The 21,541-nt window shown below is 64.7% G+C and carries 13 protein-coding genes; 8 read left to right on the top strand and 5 right to left on the bottom strand.

Features of this window, described 5'->3' with window-relative positions; all coding sequences use genetic code 11:
- Nucleotides 1–231 precede the first annotated feature (231 nt).
- Entirely contained in the window at nt 232–957 is a 726-nt protein-coding gene (locus tag GU927_RS13000; protein WP_161762876.1) for a type 1 glutamine amidotransferase, read from the top strand.
- On the opposite strand, the gene GU927_RS12995 is transcribed toward GU927_RS13000, so the two are convergent.
- The 5 genes from GU927_RS12995 to GU927_RS12975 all read right to left on the bottom strand — a co-directional run bounded on the left by GU927_RS12995 (nt 954) and on the right by GU927_RS12975 (nt 7,505).
- Nucleotides 954–1,382 carry a hypothetical protein gene (locus tag GU927_RS12995; RefSeq protein WP_232489212.1) on the bottom strand — a complete coding sequence of 143 codons (429 nt, stop codon included), beginning with the start codon at nt 1,380–1,382 and terminating at the stop codon, nt 954–956. The two genes, GU927_RS13000 and GU927_RS12995, sit on opposite strands and share 4 nt — an antisense overlap.
- Complete coding sequence (locus GU927_RS12990; RefSeq protein WP_161762875.1) at nt 1,298–2,638, bottom strand: PAS domain-containing protein; 1,341 nt, start codon at nt 2,636–2,638, stop codon at nt 1,298–1,300. Before GU927_RS12990 ends, GU927_RS12995 begins: the two co-directional genes overlap by 85 nt.
- A gap of 491 nt (nt 2,639–3,129) precedes the next feature.
- Complete coding sequence (locus GU927_RS12985) at nt 3,130–3,777, bottom strand: response regulator transcription factor (RefSeq protein ID WP_232489210.1); 648 nt, start codon at nt 3,775–3,777, stop codon at nt 3,130–3,132.
- Between the two features lie 298 nt (nt 3,778–4,075).
- Nucleotides 4,076–5,161, bottom strand: coding sequence for an SCO family protein (locus GU927_RS12980; RefSeq protein ID WP_161762874.1), 1,086 nt, complete (start codon nt 5,159–5,161; stop codon nt 4,076–4,078).
- Nucleotides 5,162–5,171: 10 nt separating this feature from the next.
- Nucleotides 5,172–7,505: a multicopper oxidase family protein gene (locus tag GU927_RS12975; protein WP_161762873.1), complete on the bottom strand. Its 2,334-nt coding sequence runs from the start codon at nt 7,503–7,505 to the stop codon at nt 5,172–5,174.
- Nucleotides 7,506–8,463: 958 nt separating this feature from the next.
- Between GU927_RS12975 and GU927_RS12970 the strand changes: the two genes are divergently transcribed.
- The 7 genes from GU927_RS12970 to GU927_RS12940 all read left to right on the top strand — a co-directional run bounded on the left by GU927_RS12970 (nt 8,464) and on the right by GU927_RS12940 (nt 21,120).
- Nucleotides 8,464–15,030, top strand: a complete 6,567-nt coding sequence (locus GU927_RS12970) for a peroxidase family protein (RefSeq protein WP_161762872.1) — start codon at nt 8,464–8,466, stop codon at nt 15,028–15,030.
- Between the two features lie 70 nt (nt 15,031–15,100).
- Nucleotides 15,101–15,283, top strand: a complete 183-nt coding sequence (locus tag GU927_RS12965; protein WP_161762871.1) for a hypothetical protein — start codon at nt 15,101–15,103, stop codon at nt 15,281–15,283.
- A gap of 227 nt (nt 15,284–15,510) precedes the next feature.
- Entirely contained in the window at nt 15,511–17,283 is a 1,773-nt protein-coding gene (locus GU927_RS12960; protein WP_217765626.1) for a type I secretion system permease/ATPase, read from the top strand.
- A 26-nt stretch (nt 17,284–17,309) separates the two neighbouring features.
- On the top strand, nt 17,310–18,404 hold the full coding sequence (locus tag GU927_RS12955) for a hypothetical protein (RefSeq protein ID WP_161762870.1): 1,095 nt from the start codon (nt 17,310–17,312) through the stop codon (nt 18,402–18,404).
- A gap of 27 nt (nt 18,405–18,431) precedes the next feature.
- Nucleotides 18,432–19,751 carry an HlyD family type I secretion periplasmic adaptor subunit gene (locus GU927_RS12950; RefSeq protein ID WP_161762869.1) on the top strand — a complete coding sequence of 440 codons (1,320 nt, stop codon included), beginning with the start codon at nt 18,432–18,434 and terminating at the stop codon, nt 19,749–19,751.
- 289 nt (nt 19,752–20,040) lie between these two features.
- Complete coding sequence (locus GU927_RS12945) at nt 20,041–20,679, top strand: LuxR C-terminal-related transcriptional regulator (RefSeq protein ID WP_161762868.1); 639 nt, start codon at nt 20,041–20,043, stop codon at nt 20,677–20,679.
- Between the two features lie 39 nt (nt 20,680–20,718).
- Nucleotides 20,719–21,120: a response regulator gene (locus tag GU927_RS12940; protein ID WP_161762867.1), complete on the top strand. Its 402-nt coding sequence runs from the start codon at nt 20,719–20,721 to the stop codon at nt 21,118–21,120.
- The last annotated feature ends 421 nt before the right edge of the window (nt 21,121–21,541 follow it).

The following is a 21,541-nucleotide window of genomic DNA, read 5'->3' as shown; positions in this document are numbered from 1 at the left end:
GAAAAGCGGCTCTGCCGGGCCAGAATGCTGCGGGTTCGAGGCTTGATCCACCCGACTTCGGCCGTTTGCGCGACGACAGACACCGCTCGGGGCGAAAAACGCTTGCCCAGCGAGCAAAATCAGGCGAGCTTGAAGTCAAGCGGCAGGCCACTTGGGGAATGTCGGCTAAACCCTTGAACGAAGCGAAGCGGCATGATTGTGTCGCGTCCTATCGAAAAGCAGGAGTTTCACATGCGGGTGCTGGTGGTGGAAAACGACAAGGTGACCCTTCTCGGTCAGATCGGTGTCGCGCTGGAAGAGGCGGGCGCCGAGATCGAGATCTGCCGGCCGCATGCCGGCGACGCCATCCCCGCCGACGAGACGAACCATGACGCCATCGTCGTGATGGGCGGCCCGCAGAACGCCCGCGACGACGAACGCCACGCCTATCTGCCGGCGCTGGCGAGCCTCATGCGCCGCTTCGGCGATGCGGAGAAATCCGTGCTCGGCGTCTGTCTCGGCAGCCAGCTCCTGGCGCGCGCCTATGGCGCGGAAAACCTGATCGGCACGGCGCCGGAATTCGGCTGGTGCACGGTCGCGCTGACGAAGGACGGTGCCGGCGATCCGGTTCTTTCGGCCGCCAGCGCTGCCTTCCCGATCTTCCAGTGGCACAGCGACACCTTTGCGCTGCCGGAAGGCGCCGTGCGGCTCGCCACCAACGGTGCAGCCGAAAACCAGGCCTTTCGCATCGGCCGCGCCGTCTACGGCACGCAGTTTCATTTCGAAGCGAGCCGCACGGTCGTCGATGAATGGGTGAGCACGTTCGGCGCGCTCATTCCGACGCTTGCGCCGGGCTGGCTCGAACAGCGCGAGACGCTCGCCGCCGAAAACGGCCCCAGCGCCGACGCCACCGGCCTTGCCATCGCCCGCGCCTGGGTCGCCACCATTGCCGCCGCCGAGTCCCGCCGCGTCGCCTAGTTGTTTGAGATTGCCGCGGCGAAGCGTGTCGCCGCGGCCTGCAGCACCTCCGGCGCAAAGCCGGAAAAGCCGATGACCAGACCCTGCCGTGGCGCGTTGGTGACGGCCATGGACGACAGTGCCCTCACACCGAGCCCAGCCCCCCGCGCAATCTCCGCCGCCGCCGTATCGGCAAGCGAATCAGGCAGGCCGGCGACCAGGTGCAGGCCCTGGTCGGGCACGGCGACAGAGAGGTTTTTTGCCGCCGAGAGCCCCGCGACCAGCGCATCGCGCGCCGCCTGCGCATGCCTTCGGGCGCGGCGCAGATGGGCGGCGAAATGGCCTTCGCGCAGGAGATCGGTTAGCGCCGCTTCGGCAAGCGTCGGCGGGCTGCGGTCCGTGCGGCTGCGCAACGCCATGATGGTTTCGAGCAGTGGATCCGGGATGACGGCATAGCCGAGGCGCAGCCCCGGAAACAGCACCTTGGAGAAGGTGCCTTGAAATCGTCGATGTCGAACGCGCCCAGCACATAATCCCTGATGCGGATGCCATCGGAGTAGAGTTCCTGCAGGCGCGTGCGCCGCATGGCGCCGGTCAGGCGGTCCCAGTAGGCCTCTTTCTGCAGGGCCTCGTTCTGCTCGGCGATCTCGCGTTCCTTGGCGCGGCGGTCCGAGATGTCCTGCACATAGGCGACGTAGAATTCGCCCTGATCGTCGCTGGACATGTCGATGGACATTTCGACCGGAAATTCGCCCCTGTCCTTGCTGCGGGCGACGGTTTCCACCCGGCCACGGCCGACCATGTGATACTCGCCCGTCTGCAACACGCGCAGCATCCCGTGTTCATGCGCGGCGCGCAGCGATTGCGGCACGACAAGGGCACCGACGGGCTGACCCAGGGCTTCGGCCTCGGTATAGCCGAAGGTGGTTTCGGCCGCGCGGTTCATCTGCCGGACATGGCCGGTCCGGTCGGTCACGATGATGGCGCCCAGCGAGGTGGACAGGATCTTGTCCAGCCGCGATGCCGCGCTTGTCGCGGCCGAGGCTGTGCGGCGCTCGGCGCCCAGTGAACGGAGTAGAACAACAAGGAAGGCGGCGGCGGTCAGGATCAGGGCAAGGACGAGCAGGGACAGACGCAGCAGCGTGTCTACGGTCCGGTTGCGCGCGAAGTCGTTTTCGGCGGTGAAATGGTGCAACCCGTCCAGCACCATGGCCCGTATGACCGGTTGCAGGCTGCTTGCGCGCTGGATGATTTCGGGCAGAGCCGCGCGCAGGACAGGGTCGGGGCTGTCGATCTGCGGCACGGTGCTTTCCATGAAGTCCCGTGCCGTCGCGAGAGAGGTCCTGAACACCTCGTGGTCCTGTGCCGAGCGGTAGGCAGAACCGGTCTGGAGCACGCCGAGGCGGCTATAGAGCACATCGAAGGCCAGCCGCAGGTTCGCGAGCGCATCAGGCGGGCCCTGCCGGGCCTGATTGGCCGCAGAGAGGAAGCGGAGCAGTTCCACCTCGGTCTGGGCAAGGGTGTATTCCACCGAGTCCGACCGCGAGATCGCCGCACTTGCGATGCTGCGGTAGATGTCATTGGTCAGAGACGCCGCCGCGCCAAGGCAGACAAGCCAGACCAGCGCCACAAGCGCGACCGCCGGTTTCGAGCGCAAGACGGAGACGCTGTCCGACTTATGGCGGCGGGTGACCTGCGGCATGAGGGTGTTTCTGGCCTGCGTTACTGCGGAGTTGCCCTCCAGTCGATCAGGCACCGAACATATAAACCGAGGTGGTCGCTACAATTCCATAAAAAGGTATCGGTTGTGAAACTTTGGATATTTACGGGTTATACGTTGTGATTTCGGATGAAACTGCGAACTGTGAGGAAAATAATGCAAGTATTTGAAAAATATCAGATTTGGCTTTTCCTGCTGCGGCGGTTCCTGCAGGCGGAGCCTATGGCGGGGCCGGTTTTTCCTGCATTCTGGATGGGATTTATTTGGTGTGGGCGGATTTGTCTTTGGATTTTATCGGGACATCGTTCCGGTCATCCGTTCCGAAAGGAGGGCGTCTTGTCCATCGGGATGGGGCGGGCGATGCCGGCAGGGTCCGGACGGGGGCAAGACGGGCGCCGCGCCGTTTGTTGCCCCGCCGGCGCGGTGCGCGGGACGGCGGGGCAGAGCCTGCGGGTGGTCCGGTCTTTGCTGGCTTACATCAGGCCGAGATCGCGGGCGATGACGGTGGCGTGGAGCCGGTTCTTGGCACCGAGTTTGCGGCAGAGCGAGGAGACATACATCTTGACCGTCGGCAGGGCCAACTGCAGGTCGGAGCAGATTTCCTTGTTGCGCTTGCCCTTGGCGATTTCGGTCAGGATCAGCATTTCACGCTTGGTGAGGGTATCGTTCGACTCTTCGTTCGGATCGGCGCGGCGCATGACCAGATCGAAGGGCAGATAACGTTCGCCCGACAGGATCAGGTTCAGCGCGTTGACGAGCGACCTGACACCGGAGGATTTCAGCACGATCCCCGCAGCGCCGGCGGCCACGGTTTCGTCGATGACCTTGGGCAGAGCCTCGCCCGTGATGATGCCTACGGGGCGACCACCGGTGAGCTGGAGGGCGCGTTTCAATCCGGTGACGCCATGCATGCCCGGCATGTTCCAGTCGAGCAGGGTCACGTCGAAAGGGTCTTCGGTCTGAAGCTTTTGCGCCGCCTCGTCGAAGGTGCGGGCCGTTTCGACGGTGAAGGCGTGGTTCTTGCGGAGATAGAGTGCGAACATCTCCAGCAGCATTTCGTGGTCATCGGCAAGCAACAGCCGTGCCTTCGCGGGCGCTTGGCCCCTGTCCATCATATCCATGCGATCTTCCAGTTGGCCGATTGCGATGCAATGTCGCGGCCTTTGTCCCCATGGCATGGTCATAAGTGTTAAAGTGCGAACGGCAACACAAATGCTACACCGGTTTGCGCTCTTTGGAGTAAGGGGATGACGAAGGGAGCAGATGTGTGACTTTGGTATGAAGCTTTGTTATACGGTTGTTGAATTTGAATTGTCCTAGGCACAGGCGCGGGGGGAGCGTTGGCTTTTGCGCCGTCGACCGGTGCCGGCAGGGCACCCGCCCGATGGTCGGGCAGGAGGATCAGGCCCGCCCCGCCCGTCAGTTCCCACCCGCCGGGGTGAAGAGCCGCGTCACGGTGGCGAACCATCCGTCCCCTGCAGCGGGAGGGGGCGGTTCGGTCATCTGTGCGACGGCTGCCTCGTAGGCGGCATAGGAGGCGGCGGCCTCGGCCTCGGTCGCTGCGAGCCGCGCGTCGGCGGCGGCGAGATAGGCCATAAGGTCACCGACATCTGCGGGGTTCAGGCCGAGATTGGGCATGACGACGCCGGGATAGTCCTGATCCAGACCGACCGCCGTCTCGTCGCCCGAGGCGAGCACCAGGTCAGGGTCCATGATGTAGGAGCGCAACCAGTCCGCATCGCGGCGGTAGGTCACGGCGGCAAGATCGGGGGCGTATTTCCGGCCCAGCCCGATGGTGTGGCAGGAGGCGCAGGCCGAGAGGAAGATCGCCTCGCCCGGATGGGCGGAAAGGTCGTAGACGGTGTTGATCTCGAGCGCGTTTTGCAGGGCCTCGGCATTGGTCTGGAGGCTGTCGCGATAGGCGGGGTCGAGTTCGAGGATGGATTGCAGCGCGATGGTCAGGCTGCCCATGACCGACGATCGCCGCCAGACGCCGGTCTTGGCGTTGCCGATCACCATGTCGGTGCGGTGCAGCGCGAGGGCGTCGGCCTTTTCGCCAAGGATGAAGCGGATGGCGTCGATGTTTTCCTGCGTGCCGGTGAGGAAGGTCCAGCCTTTGCCCGCGCCGAAGCCTTCGGCAAAAGTTGCGAGCTTTTCGGGCGTGTCATTCTCGGGGTCGAGGGTGATGGACAGGAAGAAGACGTCGCGCCCCATCCGCTCGCCCAGCCAGTCGTAGACCTGTGCCATGCGGGCGGTGGTGAGAGAGCACATGTCGGTGCAGGAGGTGTAGAAGAAATTGACCACGACGATGCGGTCTTTCAGCAGGTCGTCGAAGAAAGCGACTTCCGTGCCGTCCGCGGTGACGAGCGGCAGGTTGGTGAAGAATTCGGCATCGCGCGGGGCGGCGGCTGCGGGCAGGGACAGCGTCCCTGCCAGAAGGCCACAGGCGAGCAGCGTCCTGCGGGCCGCGCGCGCGGCGCGGCCCAGTCTGTCGTGCAAGGTCATGGTGCGCCCCTCAACCGGTCGTCATCACGGGGCGGGGGTTGAAGCCGCTGTGGAAGGGATTCCCCTCGGGCAGGATTTCCGGCATCACATAGGTGACGCCGTCCGGTGTGGGATTGGGCGTCGGGATGATCTGGACGTGGGTCTGGGACGTTTTCCTGTTGTTCGGGTCGGTCAGCACGTCATAGCGCATCAGCATCGCGGCATCTTCATGCACGGTGTTGTGGCAATGGGTGACATAGGCCCCGCCATATTCGCCGAAGCGCACCTGTATCTTGACCGAGCCGCCTTCGCCCAGCCACCAGACATCCTTGCGCGCGCCCTTTTCGGTCGCGCCCATCGCGAATTTGGTGCGCGAGATGGTCACGCCCTCTTCGAAATGCAGGTGGGCGGGATGGTCCCAGCCGCCGCCGCCATTGACGAGGGTCCAGTGTTCGACCTCTCCGGGGCGGGGGATAAGCATCGAGATGCGGTTGGCGTTGAGGGAATGGGTATCCTCGCCGTTGATGCGGATGCCCCAGGGGTTTTCACGTCCCTCGGGACAGCTTGGGAAACAGGCGCCGAATTCGTTGTCGGTCGGATCACTTGCCCCGCGCTTGAATTCGATGATCCTTTCGCGGACGGGCGCAACGATCGGGATCTGATCGGTCAGCTTGGCGGGGACGACGCTCTGGTCGCGGTCGGCATAGCGAAAGGCGTCATAGATATAGCCCGGCATGTCGACGCTGGGGACGTTGCGCACGAGGCGGAATTCCAGCACCGAACCCACGCCCGGATCCAGCGATTTCTGGTTGATCGCGTCGGCGAGCGTGAGGATCTTGTCGGGGCCGCGCCCGTTGGTGAATTCCATCAGATTGACCAGTCGCAGCCGGTCGCCCACCTTGAACAGGCTGAAATCGATGATGACGTCGAAGCGTTCGCCCGAGGACATCGTGTCGATCTGGTTCACGGTGACTGGGGCGGGCAGAAGGTTGCCGTCGGTCGCGATGACGCGGATCGGAACCACCTTGCCGGCCTGATTGACCAGTGCAAGCTTGTACCAGCGCGACATGGACGCACAGAGCATGCGGAACCGGTATTTGCGCGGCAGCACCTCCATGAAGGGTTTGTAGGCGAGGTTCACCATCAGCATGTCGCCAAGGAAGCCTTCGGTGTCGAAGATGTCGAAGAAAAGCTGGCCGTCCTGATCGGTGGCCGCGTCCGAGAACATCAGGTTCACGTCGAAATCGGTATTGCCCCAGTCGAGGAAGCGTCCCGAGGGCAGGCGCAGGTTGACCCCGTCGTTCAGCGTCTCGCTGCCGCGATCCTTGCCGCTGTAGTAGTTCAGGCCGCCGATATGGCCTTTGTAGGCGTTTTCGGCGGTGTAGAAGAAGCGGTGGTCATGGAACCACAGCGAGGACTGCAATTCGCGGTAATCGCCGGGCACGTTCACCAGCTTGCCGTTGCCGTCCGGACCCGAGGCCATCTTGTTGGTGGCTCCGGTGTTGATCAGGTCGGCGCGGGCCAGTGTGGTACCCCAGTGGTAGTCGTAGAACTGGCCGGGGAAGAAATGGGCGTTCGAAGCGCCGTCCGAGGTTGAGGCGTTGTGGCCGTTGTGGTTGTGGGTGGTCTGGCTGATCGAGCCGAAGCCGCCGTTGTCCTCATAGCGCAGGGGCAGGTTGTTGTAGTGCCGGAAGATCACCGGTTCGCCATAGCGCACCTTGAGCAGCGGCGGGGGCAATTGCCCTGCTGCCAGACGGCCGGGGCCGAAGGACCAGATCTTGTTGTCGGCCTGCGGGGCCATGTTGGGGTGAAAGGAGACGTGGGTTTCCGGACAGCCCAGCGTCATGAGATAGCCCTTGCGCGGCAGGTATTCGAGCCAGCGCTGGTGGGCGAAATATTCCCCTGGCGGGCGGCCTTCCATCGGGCCGCGTCCTGTCAGCGGGTTCGCATAGACCGGGTTGCCGCTCGAGGCCGAATATTCCGTGTGCCATGAGGTCCGCTTGGAATAGGGTTCTGTGGGCAGGCCTTTCCATTCCAGAACCGTCTCGTTGCCCTGCTGGACGGGCAACAGGTCATGGGGTTTCTGTTCCGAAAGTCGGGGCAGCGGCTGGGTGAAGGGCAGGGCCCCGAAGAGCGGGCTGGGCGGTGTGCCGGTGGGGACCGAAGGCAGGATCTGGCTATGGGCATAGGGGCTCAGGCCATTGACCATCGCCAATGTGCCCGCCGAGGTGAAGATCCCCCATTTCATCAGCTCGCGCCGGGTCACTTGACCGGTCGAGAGCGCCTTGACGATTTCGGCGCGGTTGTTGCGGGCATTCTGTGCCTCGCGCTGGCGTGCCTTCGATGCGGTCTTTCCCAGATACATTGTCCACCTGTCTTGTTCACACCCGAGGGGCCTTGCTGCCCTGCGGGAATTTTCCATTCCGTCCGTGCCATGCCCGACGCCACAGGGCGCCCGTTCCGTGCCGGATGCGGTCCGCGGGGGGACCGGTCAGGCAGAGGCTGGCGCCGTCGATGGCCGGAGCGTGGCAGAATGGCGGCGGTTGGCCTGCCAGTTCTTGTCCGATTGGATAACAGTGCGCCTTGCAGGATTGATCAGGCCGAGGTCCAATGACCGCATTGGACCAAGGTCTGAAAACTTCAGGAGCGCAGATTTTAGTATCGAATTCCGTATGGTCACTTAAAATATTTCTACATACCTTTAATCGAAACGGACATACTGTGAGAAATTAAAAGACCACTTGGCCGATGATTGCGCCCGATGGCGATTTCCGGATCGGCGCTGTCCCGCGGAATCGGTGGGGCGCGACGGGAGTGGTGGCAAAAAAGAATGTAGCAGGGATGTACTGATTCCTTCGCCGCCGCGCAGGGGTTTCGCGGTTGGCTACGGGCGCGGCGCGGCGATTTTCTGAAAAATATAATAATTTCAGTAATTTGTGTTTATGTTTCGGCGTGGCGCGGCTGCCATGGGGTCGAGGGCGCATGTCGGGCGGCCAGTCGGGCGGGAGATTTTTTCTTCCGACCGCACGGGCAGGCGCAGGCGGGTTTATCGCGCCGGTCGTGATGGCTGCGATGCGACCGGAGCGGTGGCGGTTCCGGCCCTGTTTCCAAAGGAAATTCCGCCTGCGCGCCTGATCGGATTGCGGCGGATATTTTAAGGATCGCCAATTCTGGCATCAGACCAAGGTCCAATCCTGATCGGGACTTTTTACAAAAACATCGTAGGACCATCGGAGTTAGTCGCACCTGTCGCACCGTGCCAAATGGCCCCATCCGGTGAAGCACTGCCTGCTTTGCCCGCTATTCAGGACAGGATCAGGACCATGGTAACGCTCAACCTCAACGACCTCGCTCATATCCTCGAGCAGATCCGTATCGCCGAGGCGCATACGGCCGCGATCGCAGACGGGCAGGACCCGCGCACCGCGCTGGCGGAACTCGTCACGAACCCGCTGGTGCCCTATGGGTTGCGGACGGTGACGGGGGAACTGAACAATTTCCAGATCGGGATGGTGACCAGCGGGTCGGCTGACCAGCTGATGCAGCGCCTTCTGACGCCGGTCTGGCAGCAGGCCGAGGCGAATGCCCGCACGGGAGCGTCCACCAGCTATGCCCAGACCACCGGGTCCGTCTATGACAGCCAGCCGCGCACGATCTCGAACCTCGTGTCGGACCAGACGCTGGGCAATTTCGCGGCGATTTCGGCGGCGCTGACCATCAACGGTGTCACGGGGGCCGAGAACCTGAACCAGACCGTGGCGATCTGGGATGTCTACAAGACGGCACTGGGGACGGCGGCCGCCTCGCCGACCGAGGCCGACCATCTGCGCGCGATCGCCGATCCGGCGGTGGTCGAGGTGCTTGCGACCCATGGCATCCAGCTGGACGGGATCAACGTGGCCCTTGGCAACGTTGCGGCCGACCTTGGCGATACCGCGCCCTATAACAGCTTCTTCACCATCTTCGGCCAGTTCTTCGACCACGGGCTGGACCTGACCAACAAGGGCGGCAACGGGTCGGTCTACATCCCGCTGCAACCCGACGATCCGCTTTATGACCCGACCAGCCCGACCAATTTCATGGTGCTGACCCGTGCCACCAACCAGCCCGGCCCAGACGGCATCCTTGGCACGGCGGACGACATCCGCGAGAACGCCAACAAGACCACGCCGTGGATCGACCTGAACCAGCTTTACACCTCGGGCCCGTCGCATCAGGTCTTCCTGCGCGAATATGTGATGATCGACGGCAAGCCGATGGCGACCGGCAAGATGCTGGAAGGCGCGGCGGGCGGTCCGCCCACCTGGGCCGACGTCAAGGCGCAGGCGCGCGAGATGCTGGGGATCGAGCTGTCGGACCTGAACGTGCATGGTGTGCCCGCCGTTCTGACCGACCTTTACGGCAACTTCGTGCCGGCCGCGAACGGGATGCCGCAATTCGTGATGGCGGATGGATCGATCCAGACGGGCAATGTGAACGCCCGTGTGGACGGGGCGATGGCGGCGTCGACCGGTCATGCCTTCCTTGACGACATTGCCCATACGGCAGTGCCCGGCACCTATGTGGTCAACCGTCTGACGGGGGAGACCGCCCTGAAGACCGCCGATGCCGATGCGATCACTGGCAATGCGATCCGGCCCAATGCCTTTGGCCAGAACGAGACCTATGACAACGAACTGCTGGACCGCCACTTCATCGTGGGTGACGGGCGCGGCAACGAGAACATCGCGCTGACGGCGATCCACACCATCTTCCACAGCGAGCACAACAATCAGGTCGATGCGATCAAGACCACCCTGCTGGCTGGCAGCGATGTGGCGCTGCTGAACGAATACCTGCTGAGGGACCTGCCGGTGAACACCGATCTGGCAAGCCTGACGACCGAGCAGAAGGATGCGCTGGTGTGGGATGGCGCGCGGCTGTTCCAGGCGTCGCGCTTCACCACCGAACAGGTCTACCAGCACCTTGTGTTCGAAGAGTTCGTCCGCTCCATCGCGCCGCAGATCGACCCCTTCGTCTTTTCCAACACGGCCGAGATTCCGGTCGGCATCAGCCAGGAATTCGCGCAGGTCGTCTACCGCTTCGGCCATTCGATGCTGAACGAGACGGTCGACATGTTCGGCTACCAGAACAACGAGCTGGGGCTGACCAAGGAGACGCTGTTCGACGTCTTCCTGAACCCCGTGGCCTTCGAGGCGCAGGGTGTGGATGCCCATGCGGCGGCTGGTGCGATCCTGCGCGGCATGACGCGCCAGCATGGCAACGAGATCGATGAATTCCTGACCGACGCGCTGCGGAACAACCTTGTCGGCCTGCCGCTGGACCTTGGCGCGCTGAACATGGCGCGGGCGCGGGATACCGGGATCCCGTCTCTGAACGAGGCGCGGGCGCAGTTCTTTGCCCAGACCGGCAACACCTATGTGAAGCCCTATGAAAGCTGGACGGATTTCGCGGCCAACATCAAGAATCCCGTTTCGGTCATCAACTTCATCGCGGCCTATGGCACGCATCCCACCATCCTTGCCGCCACCACGATGGAGGAAAAGCGCGCGGCAGCCTGCGCCCTGATCTTTGCCGATCCGTCGGCACCGTCCGACCGTCTGGACTATCTGAACGGCACGGGCACCTGGGCCGGTGTCGAGACCGGTCTGAACGAAGTGGATTTCTGGATCGGCGGTCTGGCCGAGGCGAAGATGGCCTTTGGCGGGATGCTGGGGTCGACATTCACCTTCGTCTTCGAAGCGCAGATGGAGATGCTGCAGAACAACGACCGCTTCTACTATCTGTCGCGGTCGCAGGGGATGAACCTGCTGACACAACTCGAAAGCGACAGCTTTGCCGACCTGATCCAGCGCAACACCGATGGCGAACATCTGGGTCTGTCGATCAACGGCGCGGCCTTCCAGACGGCGGCCTGGGTGATCGAGATGGACCAGAGCAAGCAGTGGAACGCCGGCATCGGCAGCGCCGATCCGACGCGTGATGTGGATGTCCTTGCCTCGATGCTGGGCCATGACAAACTGGTCGAGCGCCGCGATCTCGACGGTGACGGCGACACCGATTACATCAAGTATCTGGGCGGCGAGCATGTCGTGATCGGCGGCACGGCCGAGCGGGACATCATCGTGAGCGGCGCGGGCGATGACGGCCTGTGGGGCTATGCGGGCGACGACGACATCGAGGGCGGCTTCGGCGTGGATCATATCCATGGCGGCGAAGGGTCGGACCTGATCACCGATATGGGTACCGATGTCGGCGCGGCCGATGTGCTGAAAGGCGAGGGCGGCGACGACCTGATCAACGGGGGCATGGGTCTTGACCTGATCTTCGGCGGGTCTGGGCGCGACGTGCTGGCCGGTGGCGACGAGGCCAAGGACGTCTTTGCCGGACAGGATGACGACTTCGTCCGCGCGGCCTCGGGCGGCGGCGGCATCTATTACGGCAACGAAGGCAATGACTGGCTGGAAGGTCAGGGGAACATGAACACCCTGACCGGCGACAACTCGGAGCTGTTCTTCAACAGCCGCGTCATCGGCCATGACGTGATGCTGGCGGGCGAGAACGACACCGATTTCGACGCGGAATCGGGCGACGACATCATGACGGCGGGCACCGGCGTCAACCGGTTCAACGGAATGGCGGGGTTCGACTGGGTCACGCACAAGGGGTCGGTCAATCCGGTCGATGCGGACATGAACATCGGCATCTTCGCCAACCAGCAGAACCTGATCCTGCGCGACCGCTTCGACATGGTCGAGGGTCTGTCGGGCTGGACCGGCGATGACAAGCTGACGGGGCGCGAGCAGGTTGGCGGCGGTGCCGCGATCGTTTCGCCCACCTCGCCGATCGAGTCCTTCTCCAACGCGCTGCTGGAGCAGAATGTCGACATGGTCGATGGTCTGCGCGAACTGGTCAGCCATCTGCAAACCTTCACCATCACGCAGGCCAATACCGGCGAAACCAAGCTGGCCCGCATGGCGACCGACTCGAACCAGGACATCCTGCTGGGCGGCGGTGGCGCCGATATCATCAAGGGGATGGGTGGCGACGACATCATCGACGGTGACAAGTGGCTGAACATCCGCATCGAGCTTCTGGACGATGCGAAGTCGGCCTTTGCCACCAGCGATGGCCTGACCAAGCAGATCGTGTCGCTGGTGACCGGCACGGTCACTTATCTCGGCCAGCAGATCGAGGCCGTGGCCGGAGAGGTGCTGTTCGGCGGCAAGACGCTGGAAGGCGCTCTCTTCGCCCGTCAGGTGAAGGCGGCCGACCTGAATGTGGTGCGCGAGATCCTCGACGGCGACCTGAACGATACGGATATCGACACGGCTGTCTATTGGGACATCCGTGCCAACTATACGCTGGTCCGCAATGCCGATGGCAGCTTCAGCATCACGCATGACAACAACGCGCCGGGCCCCATCGACCCGACGACGGGTCGCACCCTGGGCAACGAAGGCACGGACCGTCTGACCAATATCGAACGTCTGGAATTCGCGGATGGGGAAATCTTCATCAAGAATGTCGCTGCGACAGGCGCGCCGGTCATCAGCGACACGACGCCGACCGAAAACCAGACGCTGACGGCCGACCCCGACAACATCGTGGACCTGAACGGCTTTGGTCCCGATCCGATGCAGTTCCAGTGGCAGTCCTCGACCGATGGCGGCACCACATGGACCGATATCGCCGGAGCGACCGACGCGACCTACCGTCCCGGGCAGGCACAGGTGGGCCAGTTGCTCCGGGTCGAGGTGAGCTTCGTCGACGGGATGGGCTATACCGAGACGCTTGTCTCGGATGCCACGGCGGCAGTCGTCGACTCCAACGTCGCACCGACCGGCGCGCTCACGATCAGCGACACCACCCCGCAGTCGGGGCAGACGCTGTTCGCAAGCTCGCTGAACATCCGCGATGCCAACGGCTTCAACCCGGTGACCACGCAGCAGTCGTTCCAGTGGCAGTCCTCGGCGGATGGCGTGACGTGGACGGATATCGCCGGGGCGACCGGTGTCAGCTTCCAGCCGGGGGCGGGCCAGCTCGGTCTGCAACTGCGGGCCACGGTCACCTTCACTGACGGCGAGGGCACGGTGGAATCGGTTACTTCCGCGGCGACCCGTGCGGTGGGCAACACGATCAACGGTACGGCATCGGCGGAAACCCTGACGGGGACCGCCGGGGATGACGTGATCAGCGGCCTGCGCGGCAATGACACCATCAATGCCGGTGCAGGGGATGACACGATCAACTGGAATGCGAACCTTGTCTTTACCGCAACGGACGGTCGCGACGTGGTGGATGGTGGTGCGGGGATCGATACGATCCAGATCGTGACCCGTGCACTGGCAGGCGAAACCTACCGCATCTACACCCGCGAGGCGGCGATTGCGGCAGGGATCACCCCCGCCAATGCGAATACCGAGATCATCATCACCCGTGACGGCACGACCACGGCTTCGTCGATCCTGCATCTGGACAATATCGAGGAGATCGTGATCACCGGACCGCTGGGCGGGACGGTGGGGGTGACGGCGCCCACCAACGGCGCGCCGACGGGCGGCACGGCGAATGGCGATACGGTCATCGTGATCGGTGACTTCTCGACCACCAGCCTTGCGCTGAACACGATCACGATCAACGGTTCGGATCAGGACGATCTGGTGGATATCACCGCGCTCGACTCGGCCCACCGCATCGTGTTCCGCACGGCGGGTGGCAATGACGTGGTGGTCGGCACGCTGCGCCCGCAGGACGTGATCGAGGTTCCCCAGGGGGCCGATCCGGCGGCCTATGTCGCGACCGACAATGGCGACGGCACGGTAACCATGGCCACCGACACCCATTCGGTGACCTTCACAGGGGCAATCGATGCCCTGCCGACGCTGGCCCCCGAAGGCTCCTACCAGCATGGCGATGGCGGAGCGGAGCATGCACCGCAGGACGACGACGGCGAAACGCCCGAGACGGAGGCGGAAGGCAGCGAGGAGGAAGGCGCCGGTGACGGCTCCGCAGAGGCGGGCGACGGTAACGGCTCCTCCTCCGAGACCTGCAGTGACGATGGCGCGGATGACGACAGCCAGACGGGCGGCACGACGCCCGCTCCGGCCCCTGTCCGCGGCGTGGTGGCCATGGCCGATGGCACGGTCTGCGAAACCGAAGGCAATGCCGGGGACGATGTCCTGATCGGCACGGCGGGCGGGGATGCCCTGATGGGCGATGCAGGCAACGACCTGCTGCTGGGCGAGGAGGGCAACGACGTCCTGATGGGCGGCGCGGGGTCCGATACGATCGACGGCGGCGCGGGTCGCGATGTGGTGATGGGCGGCGATGGCGACGACCTGATCATCGCCCGCAGCGGTGACGGGGCCGACATGATCTTCGGCGGCGCGGGGTCCGACACGCTGGACCTGTCGTCGATGTCCGAGGGCGCGACCATCGATCTGGGGGCCTACACGGCCATCGGCACGGTCCGCACCGGCGGCGTCACCGACCACCTGATCGGGGTCGAGAACGTGATCGGCAGCACCGGCGCGGATGTGATCAAGGCGGGCCTTGGCGTCAACGTCATGACAGGCGAGGACGGCGACGACATCTTCGTCTTTGTCTCGGCCGCGGTGGCGGATGGCGACATCATCACCGATTTCCGTCCGGGCGACCGGATCGACCTGTCGGGGATCGATGCGGTGGCGGGCCTGAACGGCAACCAGTCCTTCACGCTGGCCGGTCAGGGCACCACGGCGGCGGGCAGCCTCGTGATCAGCGAACTCGTGTCGGAGGACAGTGTCGACACCCTGATCCAGGGCTTCACCGACGATGATGCTGAGGCCGACTTCACGATCACGCTGCGCGGCGCCCATAACCTCGACGGGTCGTCCTTCAACTTCTGATAAGGATAGGCCCCCGTCCGGTGACGGGCGGGGGCCGATACCGCAACAGCGAGGGGAAGGAAGGCGCAGGATGCAGAAGACGGAAGATATCGGGCATCTGCAGGAGCTGATCGGCGAATGGGCCGAGCACGGGCAGGTCGATCTGGCCGAATGGGACGGCGAGCATGTGATGTCCGTTCTGGCCAGTCATCCGGACTACAGGGACAAGTTCGTGGCCCTGCTGCAGATCCGGTTGGGTGAACCGCTGCAATAACACGGGGACCGGCCGCCGACCTCATCGGCCGCCGGTCCCGATCCTTGAGGCCCTGCCGGACGTCCAGACCGCCGGCCTCTGGGACCAAGGTCCCGAAACGGGTCAGACCCAAATCCAAACGGGCCGGGCGCCAGGCTGGCATCACGGATGTCGACACAGAATCGTCTCCCCGAGGGGAGGCACAACAAAAGTCCCGCAGTGGCGGGCCAGAATGAAAAGAGGCGACCATGGCGCATCCGATGTCCTCCCCCGATCCGCTTGCGATGCGGAAAGCGCGGCAGCTCTTGAACGCGGATCTTGCGCGCTATGGCTGGGCGCTGTTCGGGATTTCCGGTCTGATCAGTGTGCTGGCGCTGACCGGGTCCTTCTACATGCTGCAGGTCTATGACCGCGCGCTGGCCTCGGGGTCGGTGCAGACGCTGGCCTTCCTGTCGGTGCTGGCTCTGGCGCTCTATCTGGTGCAGGGCGGGTTCGACACGATCCGCAGCCAGCTTCTGGTGCGCATCGGCGCGCGGCTGGACCAGCGGCTGGCGCCGCTGTCGCACAAGGTCGCCATCGACATGCCGCGCTACGGCTTCTCCACCACCGAAGCGATGGAGCGGGGCCGCACGGTGGACACGCTGCGCAACTTCCTCGGCTCCTCGGCACCGGCGGCGATCTTCGACCTGCCCTTCGTGCCGGTCTTCCTGATCTTCGTCTATCTCCTGCACCCCGTTCTGGGCGCGGTGACGCTGGGGGGCGCGGTGGTGCTGGCGCTTCTGACCATGCTGGCCGAGTTCAAGTCGCGCGATCTGGCCAAATCGGCGCAGAAGGCGCTGGTGGTGCGCAACACCATCTCGGAATCCAACACCCGCAACTCGGAAAGCCTGATCGCCATGGGCGCCACGGGCCGCGCGGTGGAACGCTTTGCCGCCGCCAACCGCCAGCATCTGGACCTGCAGACCCGCGCCTCGGACATCACCGGCACCATGGGGTCGATCTCGCGCGTGCTGCGGATGCTGCTGCAATCGGGGCTTCTGGGCCTTGGCGCCTTCCTGACGATCCAGGGCGAGCTCTCGGCGGGCGCGATCATCGCGGTCTCGGTCGCCTCGGGCCGGGCGCTGGCGCCGATCGACCAGGTCATCGCCAACTGGAAAGGCATCGTCGCCGCCCGCCACGCCTGGGGCCAGCTGCGCGACACGCTGGTCGCGCTGTCGGCGGAAAAGACGCCGGTGCTGCTGCCCACCCCGCGCCAGTCGCTGCGGGTGGAGAACCTGACCGTCGCCTCGCCCGCCAATGGCCGCGTGCTCCTGTCGGATGTCAGCTTCGAGCTGGAGGCGGGTCAGGCGCTGGCCATCGTCGGCCCCTCGGGTGGCGGCAAGTCGACGCTGATGCGCGCGCTGGCGGGTGTCTGGCCGGTGCTGCGCGGGTCGATCCGCTATGACGATGTCGATCTGGGCCAGTGGGACCCGTCGCGGATGGGCGAGATCATCGGCTTCCTGCCGCAGGAAGTGGGGCTTTTCAACGGCACGGTGCGCGACAACATCAGCCGCTTTGACAGCAATCGCGACACGGATGCGGTCTACAAGGCGGCGCTGGCGGCGAATGTGCACAAGATGATCGCCCAGATGCCCGAAGGCTACGACACCGAGGTGGGCGCGCTTGGCACCGCGCTGTCGGCGGGCCAGCGCCAGCGCATCGGGCTTGCGCGCGCGCTCTATCAGGACCCCTTCGTGGTGCTGCTGGACGAACCCAACGCCTCGCTCGACGCGGTGGGGGAGCGGGCGCTGAACGACACGATCCGCGCCATCCGCGCCCGCGGCGGCATCGCGGTGATCGTCGCCCACCGCCCCAGCGTGCTGGCCGCCGTCGACATGGTCGCCGCCGTCCACGCAGGCCGCCTCGCCGCCTTCGGCACGAAGGAAGACGTGCTGGGCAACCGTGACGGCAAGGTCGTCGCGCCAACAACCGTCGCGGGAAATGACCAGATCAACCTGTCGCTTGCCGCAAGCAAGGACTGAGGCAGGGCAGGGCGCAGGAGAGAGCCATGGACATCCAGACCAAGCATCGCAAGGCCGCCGTTGCCAAACGCCCCGCGGGCCGCGCCCTGCTGGCACTGGCCGAGCGCAAGGAGACGCCGCTGGCGGCAATCGCCACGCTGATGGCCCTTGCCGTGGCCGCTCTGGCCCGGTCGGCCTTTGCCGGAGAGAAGCCGTCGGCCGGTGCGGTGGAAGAGGGGGCGGCGCCGGATGGCGGGAAGCAGGACTATCCCATGTGCCTGATCGCGGACGCCGAGCCGATTTCGCCGTTCGACCTTGCCTATCTTGATCCCGACGATCCCCTGATCACCGGTTCCATCCCGCGGGGCGGGGTGGCGGGGTCGATCAGCGGTGGTCCGGGCATTCTGGACATCTCGCGCTTCTTTGACGTGGCAGACCCCGCGATCGACCTGCCGGACCGCTATCTGTCGGCCTTGCCGGATATCCGTACCGCCAGTTCCGTGCCGCTTGGCCTGTCGTCCAGCGGGACGGGCGGGATTGCAGCCGGAGGCGGCGCGGGCGGTTCGGCCGGTGGCGGCGCGGCAGGTGGCGACGGTTCGTCCGCAGGTGGCGGCGCGGGCGCAGGCGCGGGTGCGGGTGGCTCAGGTACGGGTGGCTCGGGCGCTGGTGGCGCGGGTACGGGTGGCACCGGATCGGGGGGCGCGGGCTCAGGCGGTGGCTCCGGCGGTGCGGGGACGGGGGATGGCACGGGCGCGGGCAATGCCCCTTCGGAGCATGCGGGCATGGGGGACCTTGTGTCCTTCGAGGAGCTTTTCGCCCGTCTTGCCGAAGTGGCGGCACCTTTCTGTCCCGACACGATCCGCGACATCACATCGGCCGCCATCGGCGACTGGGTCAGCCAGCAGGAGCTTTACCGTCTGCGCGGCGGCGAGGTGCAGGCGGCGCTGGATCCGGTCTTTGCCGGACAGCAGGACCGGACCTTCCAGCTGCTGTCCGACCCGCTCTCGCGCGAGGCTTTCGTGAAGCAGCACTTTCCGACGGCCGATTTCGCAGACCTGCCCGGGCGGGTCTGTGGCGACCATTACTTCGATCCCGCGGCAGAGCCTGCGATCGACACCGAAACCCATTCGGCCCTGCTTTGACCGCTGGCCGCAAATCTGGAGACGACCATGACACCGACCGCCACATTTCCGCAGGTCACGACGGACCTGTCCTCCGGCTTCGCCCTGAAACCGCGCCTTGTTGCCGCCGGCGCCCTTGCCGCCTTTCTGGTGGGGGGGATCGGCCTGTGGTCCGCGACGGCGCGCATCGACGCGGCCATCATCGGCGCGGGGTCGGTTCTGGTGAAGAGTGACCTTCAGAACGTTCAACATGTCGAGGGGGGGACGCTCCGGTCGATCCTCGTGCAGGAGGGCGAGCAGGTCGTGGCGGGCCAGCCCGTGCTGATGCTGGAGACCTTTGATCTGGATACCCAGATTGCCATGATCGCCTCGCAACTGGCCGAGGCCGAGGCCCGCGCGGCGCGGCTGTCGGCAGAGCGGGATGGCGGTGTGATGGCCTCGCCGTCCGCAGGGATACAGGATGATCCGGTTGCGCTGCATGTCTACGAGGGCGAGCGGCGTCTTATGGAGGAGAACCGCATCACGCAAGAGGCGGAGCGGATGGCGCTGGGCCTGCAGGCCGACCAGCTGCGCTTCGAGCGCGAGGGGATGCTGGCGCAGCTTGCCGCGCTGGAGGGCGAGCTGGCGCTGGTCGCGGCGAGCCATGAACGGTTCACGAGCCTGCTGGAAAATGGCGCGATCGAGAAGAGCCGCGTCGACGAGGTGCAGCGCGAGGTGACGCGGTTGCAGGGCGAGATCGGGTCGATCCGTGCCGGTCTTGCGCGGACCGAGGCGCGGCAGACGGAGCTCGCATTGCAGATGGACCGGCTGCTGTCGGCGGCGCGGGCCGATGCCCACCGCGACCTGCGCGCGCTGGAGCCGCAGATCACCGAACTGCGCCAGCAGCTGGCCGCCGCACGGCAGAAGAAGGAGCGGGCCATCCTGCGCGCACCCTCGGCAGGGATCGTGAACGAGGTGAATGTGGCAACCATCGGCGAGGTGGTCCCGCCCGGAAAGACGCTGGTCTCCATCGTTCCCGTGGCATCGGACCTTGTCATCGAATTCCGGATTGCCACGACGGATATCGATGCGATCCGGCCCGGACAGAAGGCACGTCTGCGCTTTCCCGCCTTCAACCAGCGGCTGACGCCCGAGATCGAGGGCGTGGTGGAAAGCATCGGCGCGGCGGCTGTGACCGACCCGCAGACGGGGATGTCCTATTACGCGGCGCGGGCCAAGGCGACGGACGATCTGGGGCTGCTGGGGGATCGCGGTCTGGTGCACGGGATGCCGGTGGAGGTCTATGTCCCCACGGCCGAGCGGGTGGTCATCTCCTATCTGGTGCAGCCGGTGGTCGACCAGATGAACCGCGCGATGCGCGAGGAATGAGCCGGACCCCGCCTTTCCGTCAGGTCGGAAGGGCGGGGTCTTTTCATGCTTCGGGCCGGATCGTCCATACTACGGGTCTGCCAATGGCACGAAAGACGGGCACGCGGCGCGGCGGGATCGTGCAGGTGGCCAGCAGGCCGGTCTTGGCGCCCAAGGGGTCATAACTTCCGCACAAGATTCATGTTGAGAGGGCGGCTGCCGCCCCACTAGCCTTGGCACAAGCCGCAAGGGCATCGGGCAGCAAGCTGTGCAAGCCACTTCTGTGGGCTGTGCACGCAAGGAGGCAGGGTTGCAGACAACCGTCTTTGTTTGTGACGACCATCCCATCATCCATGTCGGCGTGCGGGCCTGTCTCAAGCAGGACGAGGCCATCCGCGTGGTCGGGTCGGGGGCATGGTGCGATGCGACCCTGCAGGCGGCGGCGAATTCCGATCCCGATGTGCTGATCTTCGATCTGCACCAGGCCAAGGAGGGCAAGGCCCGCCTGCGCCATCTGAGCAGCGCCTGTCCCAAGGCCAAGCTTCTCATCTTCACGGGCGACACGCAGCTTGAGGATACGGTGCATGCTCTGGAGGCAGGGGCATCGGGGCTTATCACCAAATGGGGCGATCCCGAGCACCTGCGCCATGCCATCTACCGGCTGGTGCGGGGGGACAACTATCTGGAACCCGAGGTGGCCATGCAGGTGATCGAGGCGCTGAAGAATGCCGAGGTGCGGCGGCGCGAGCTGACCTCGCTGAAACTGACTTTCCGCGAGGAGCAGGTGCTGAAATGCCTGCTGAAGGGCAGCACCAACATGCAGATCGCCGAGCATCTGGAGATCAGCGAAAAGACGGTGAAGTATTACGTCGGCTGTCTGAAGGACAAGTTCAATGCGGCGAACCGGCTGGAGATCGTCCTGACCGCGCAACGCTATTCCTTTGCCTGACCGTAGGGCGAAGGACCACTTTCTGCACGGGAGCGGGGATTGAGAATTATCGTTGTCGATGACGATGCCACGAACCGGCTTGTCGTGCGGTTCCTGATGGAACTGAAGGGCTTTGGCGTGATCGAGGCGGAAAGCGGCGCCGATGCCATGCGGCAGTTGGCGCAGGAACAGGTCGATGCGGTGCTGATGGATCTGCAGATGCCCGAGGTCGACGGCTACGAGGCGACGCGCCTGTTGCGGCGCAACGGGCTTGGTGCGGGGGTGCCGGTCTTTGCGCTGACCGCGCGCACGACGGACGAGGCGCGGCAACGCTGCATGGAATGCGGCATGAACGGCTTTATCCGCAAACCCTTCGAGGCCGGCACCGCCGAGGTGATCCGGTCGATCCTTGATCAGGGCGCGGCGCGGGGCGCGGGGGCGGCGGGCTGGCTGCTGGGCTAGGGCCTGCGCGGCGGGCTGTCTTTCACTGCCTGTCTGCAGGACGTTACGCAGGGCGTGGAAGGGGCTGACCCGAGCGGATCGGGGGCCTTTGCACGCCGGAATCATCCGGACTTCAGGACATGGCACGGGGGCTGCCGGGCGGCCTTCGCTGGCCGTCGTGGCCGTGAAAGTGTTTTTTGAAACCGGGTGAACATTCCCCGCAGGGTGGGAAAACTATTTTCAGAAGCGCGACCGATACCCACAAATTGGTAAGGTTATATAACCAAATATCCAATAAATCTGTGAAAATCACCGTCCGGCAAGGCTTGCCTGGAGTGTGCTGAGGGGGTGATGCAGGCTGGTTTCTGGTCGTGAAGAAAATATTTTACATAAAGCGGCGATGTGGGTAACACTTTCCCTGTGCAGGATTCGCCTGCCCCGG

The sequence above is a fragment of the Paragemmobacter amnigenus genome, from assembly GCF_009908265.2.
GTDB classification, from domain to species: Bacteria; Pseudomonadota; Alphaproteobacteria; order Rhodobacterales; family Rhodobacteraceae; genus Paragemmobacter; species Paragemmobacter amnigenus.
This window is presented reverse-complemented; position numbering and strand designations above follow the sequence as displayed.

Excerpts from the sequence above, each read along its gene's own strand:
- GU927_RS12955 (WP_161762870.1), top strand. The coding sequence starts at position 17,310 with ATGGACATCCAGACCAAGCATCGCAAGGCCGCCGTTGCCAAACGCCCC.
- GU927_RS12950 (WP_161762869.1), top strand. The coding sequence starts at position 18,432 with ATGACACCGACCGCCACATTTCCGCAGGTCACGACGGACCTGTCCTCC.
- GU927_RS12975 (WP_161762873.1), bottom strand. The coding sequence starts at position 7,505 with ATGTATCTGGGAAAGACCGCATCGAAGGCACGCCAGCGCGAGGCACAG.
- GU927_RS12960 (WP_217765626.1), top strand. The coding sequence starts at position 15,511 with ATGGCGCATCCGATGTCCTCCCCCGATCCGCTTGCGATGCGGAAAGCG.
- GU927_RS12985 (WP_232489210.1), bottom strand. The coding sequence starts at position 3,777 with ATGGATATGATGGACAGGGGCCAAGCGCCCGCGAAGGCACGGCTGTTG.
- GU927_RS12980 (WP_161762874.1), bottom strand. The coding sequence starts at position 5,161 with ATGACCTTGCACGACAGACTGGGCCGCGCCGCGCGCGCGGCCCGCAGG.
- GU927_RS12965 (WP_161762871.1), top strand. The coding sequence starts at position 15,101 with ATGCAGAAGACGGAAGATATCGGGCATCTGCAGGAGCTGATCGGCGAA.
- GU927_RS12970 (WP_161762872.1), top strand. The coding sequence starts at position 8,464 with ATGGTAACGCTCAACCTCAACGACCTCGCTCATATCCTCGAGCAGATC.
- GU927_RS13000 (WP_161762876.1), top strand. The coding sequence starts at position 232 with ATGCGGGTGCTGGTGGTGGAAAACGACAAGGTGACCCTTCTCGGTCAG.
- GU927_RS12990 (WP_161762875.1), bottom strand. The coding sequence starts at position 2,638 with ATGCCGCAGGTCACCCGCCGCCATAAGTCGGACAGCGTCTCCGTCTTG.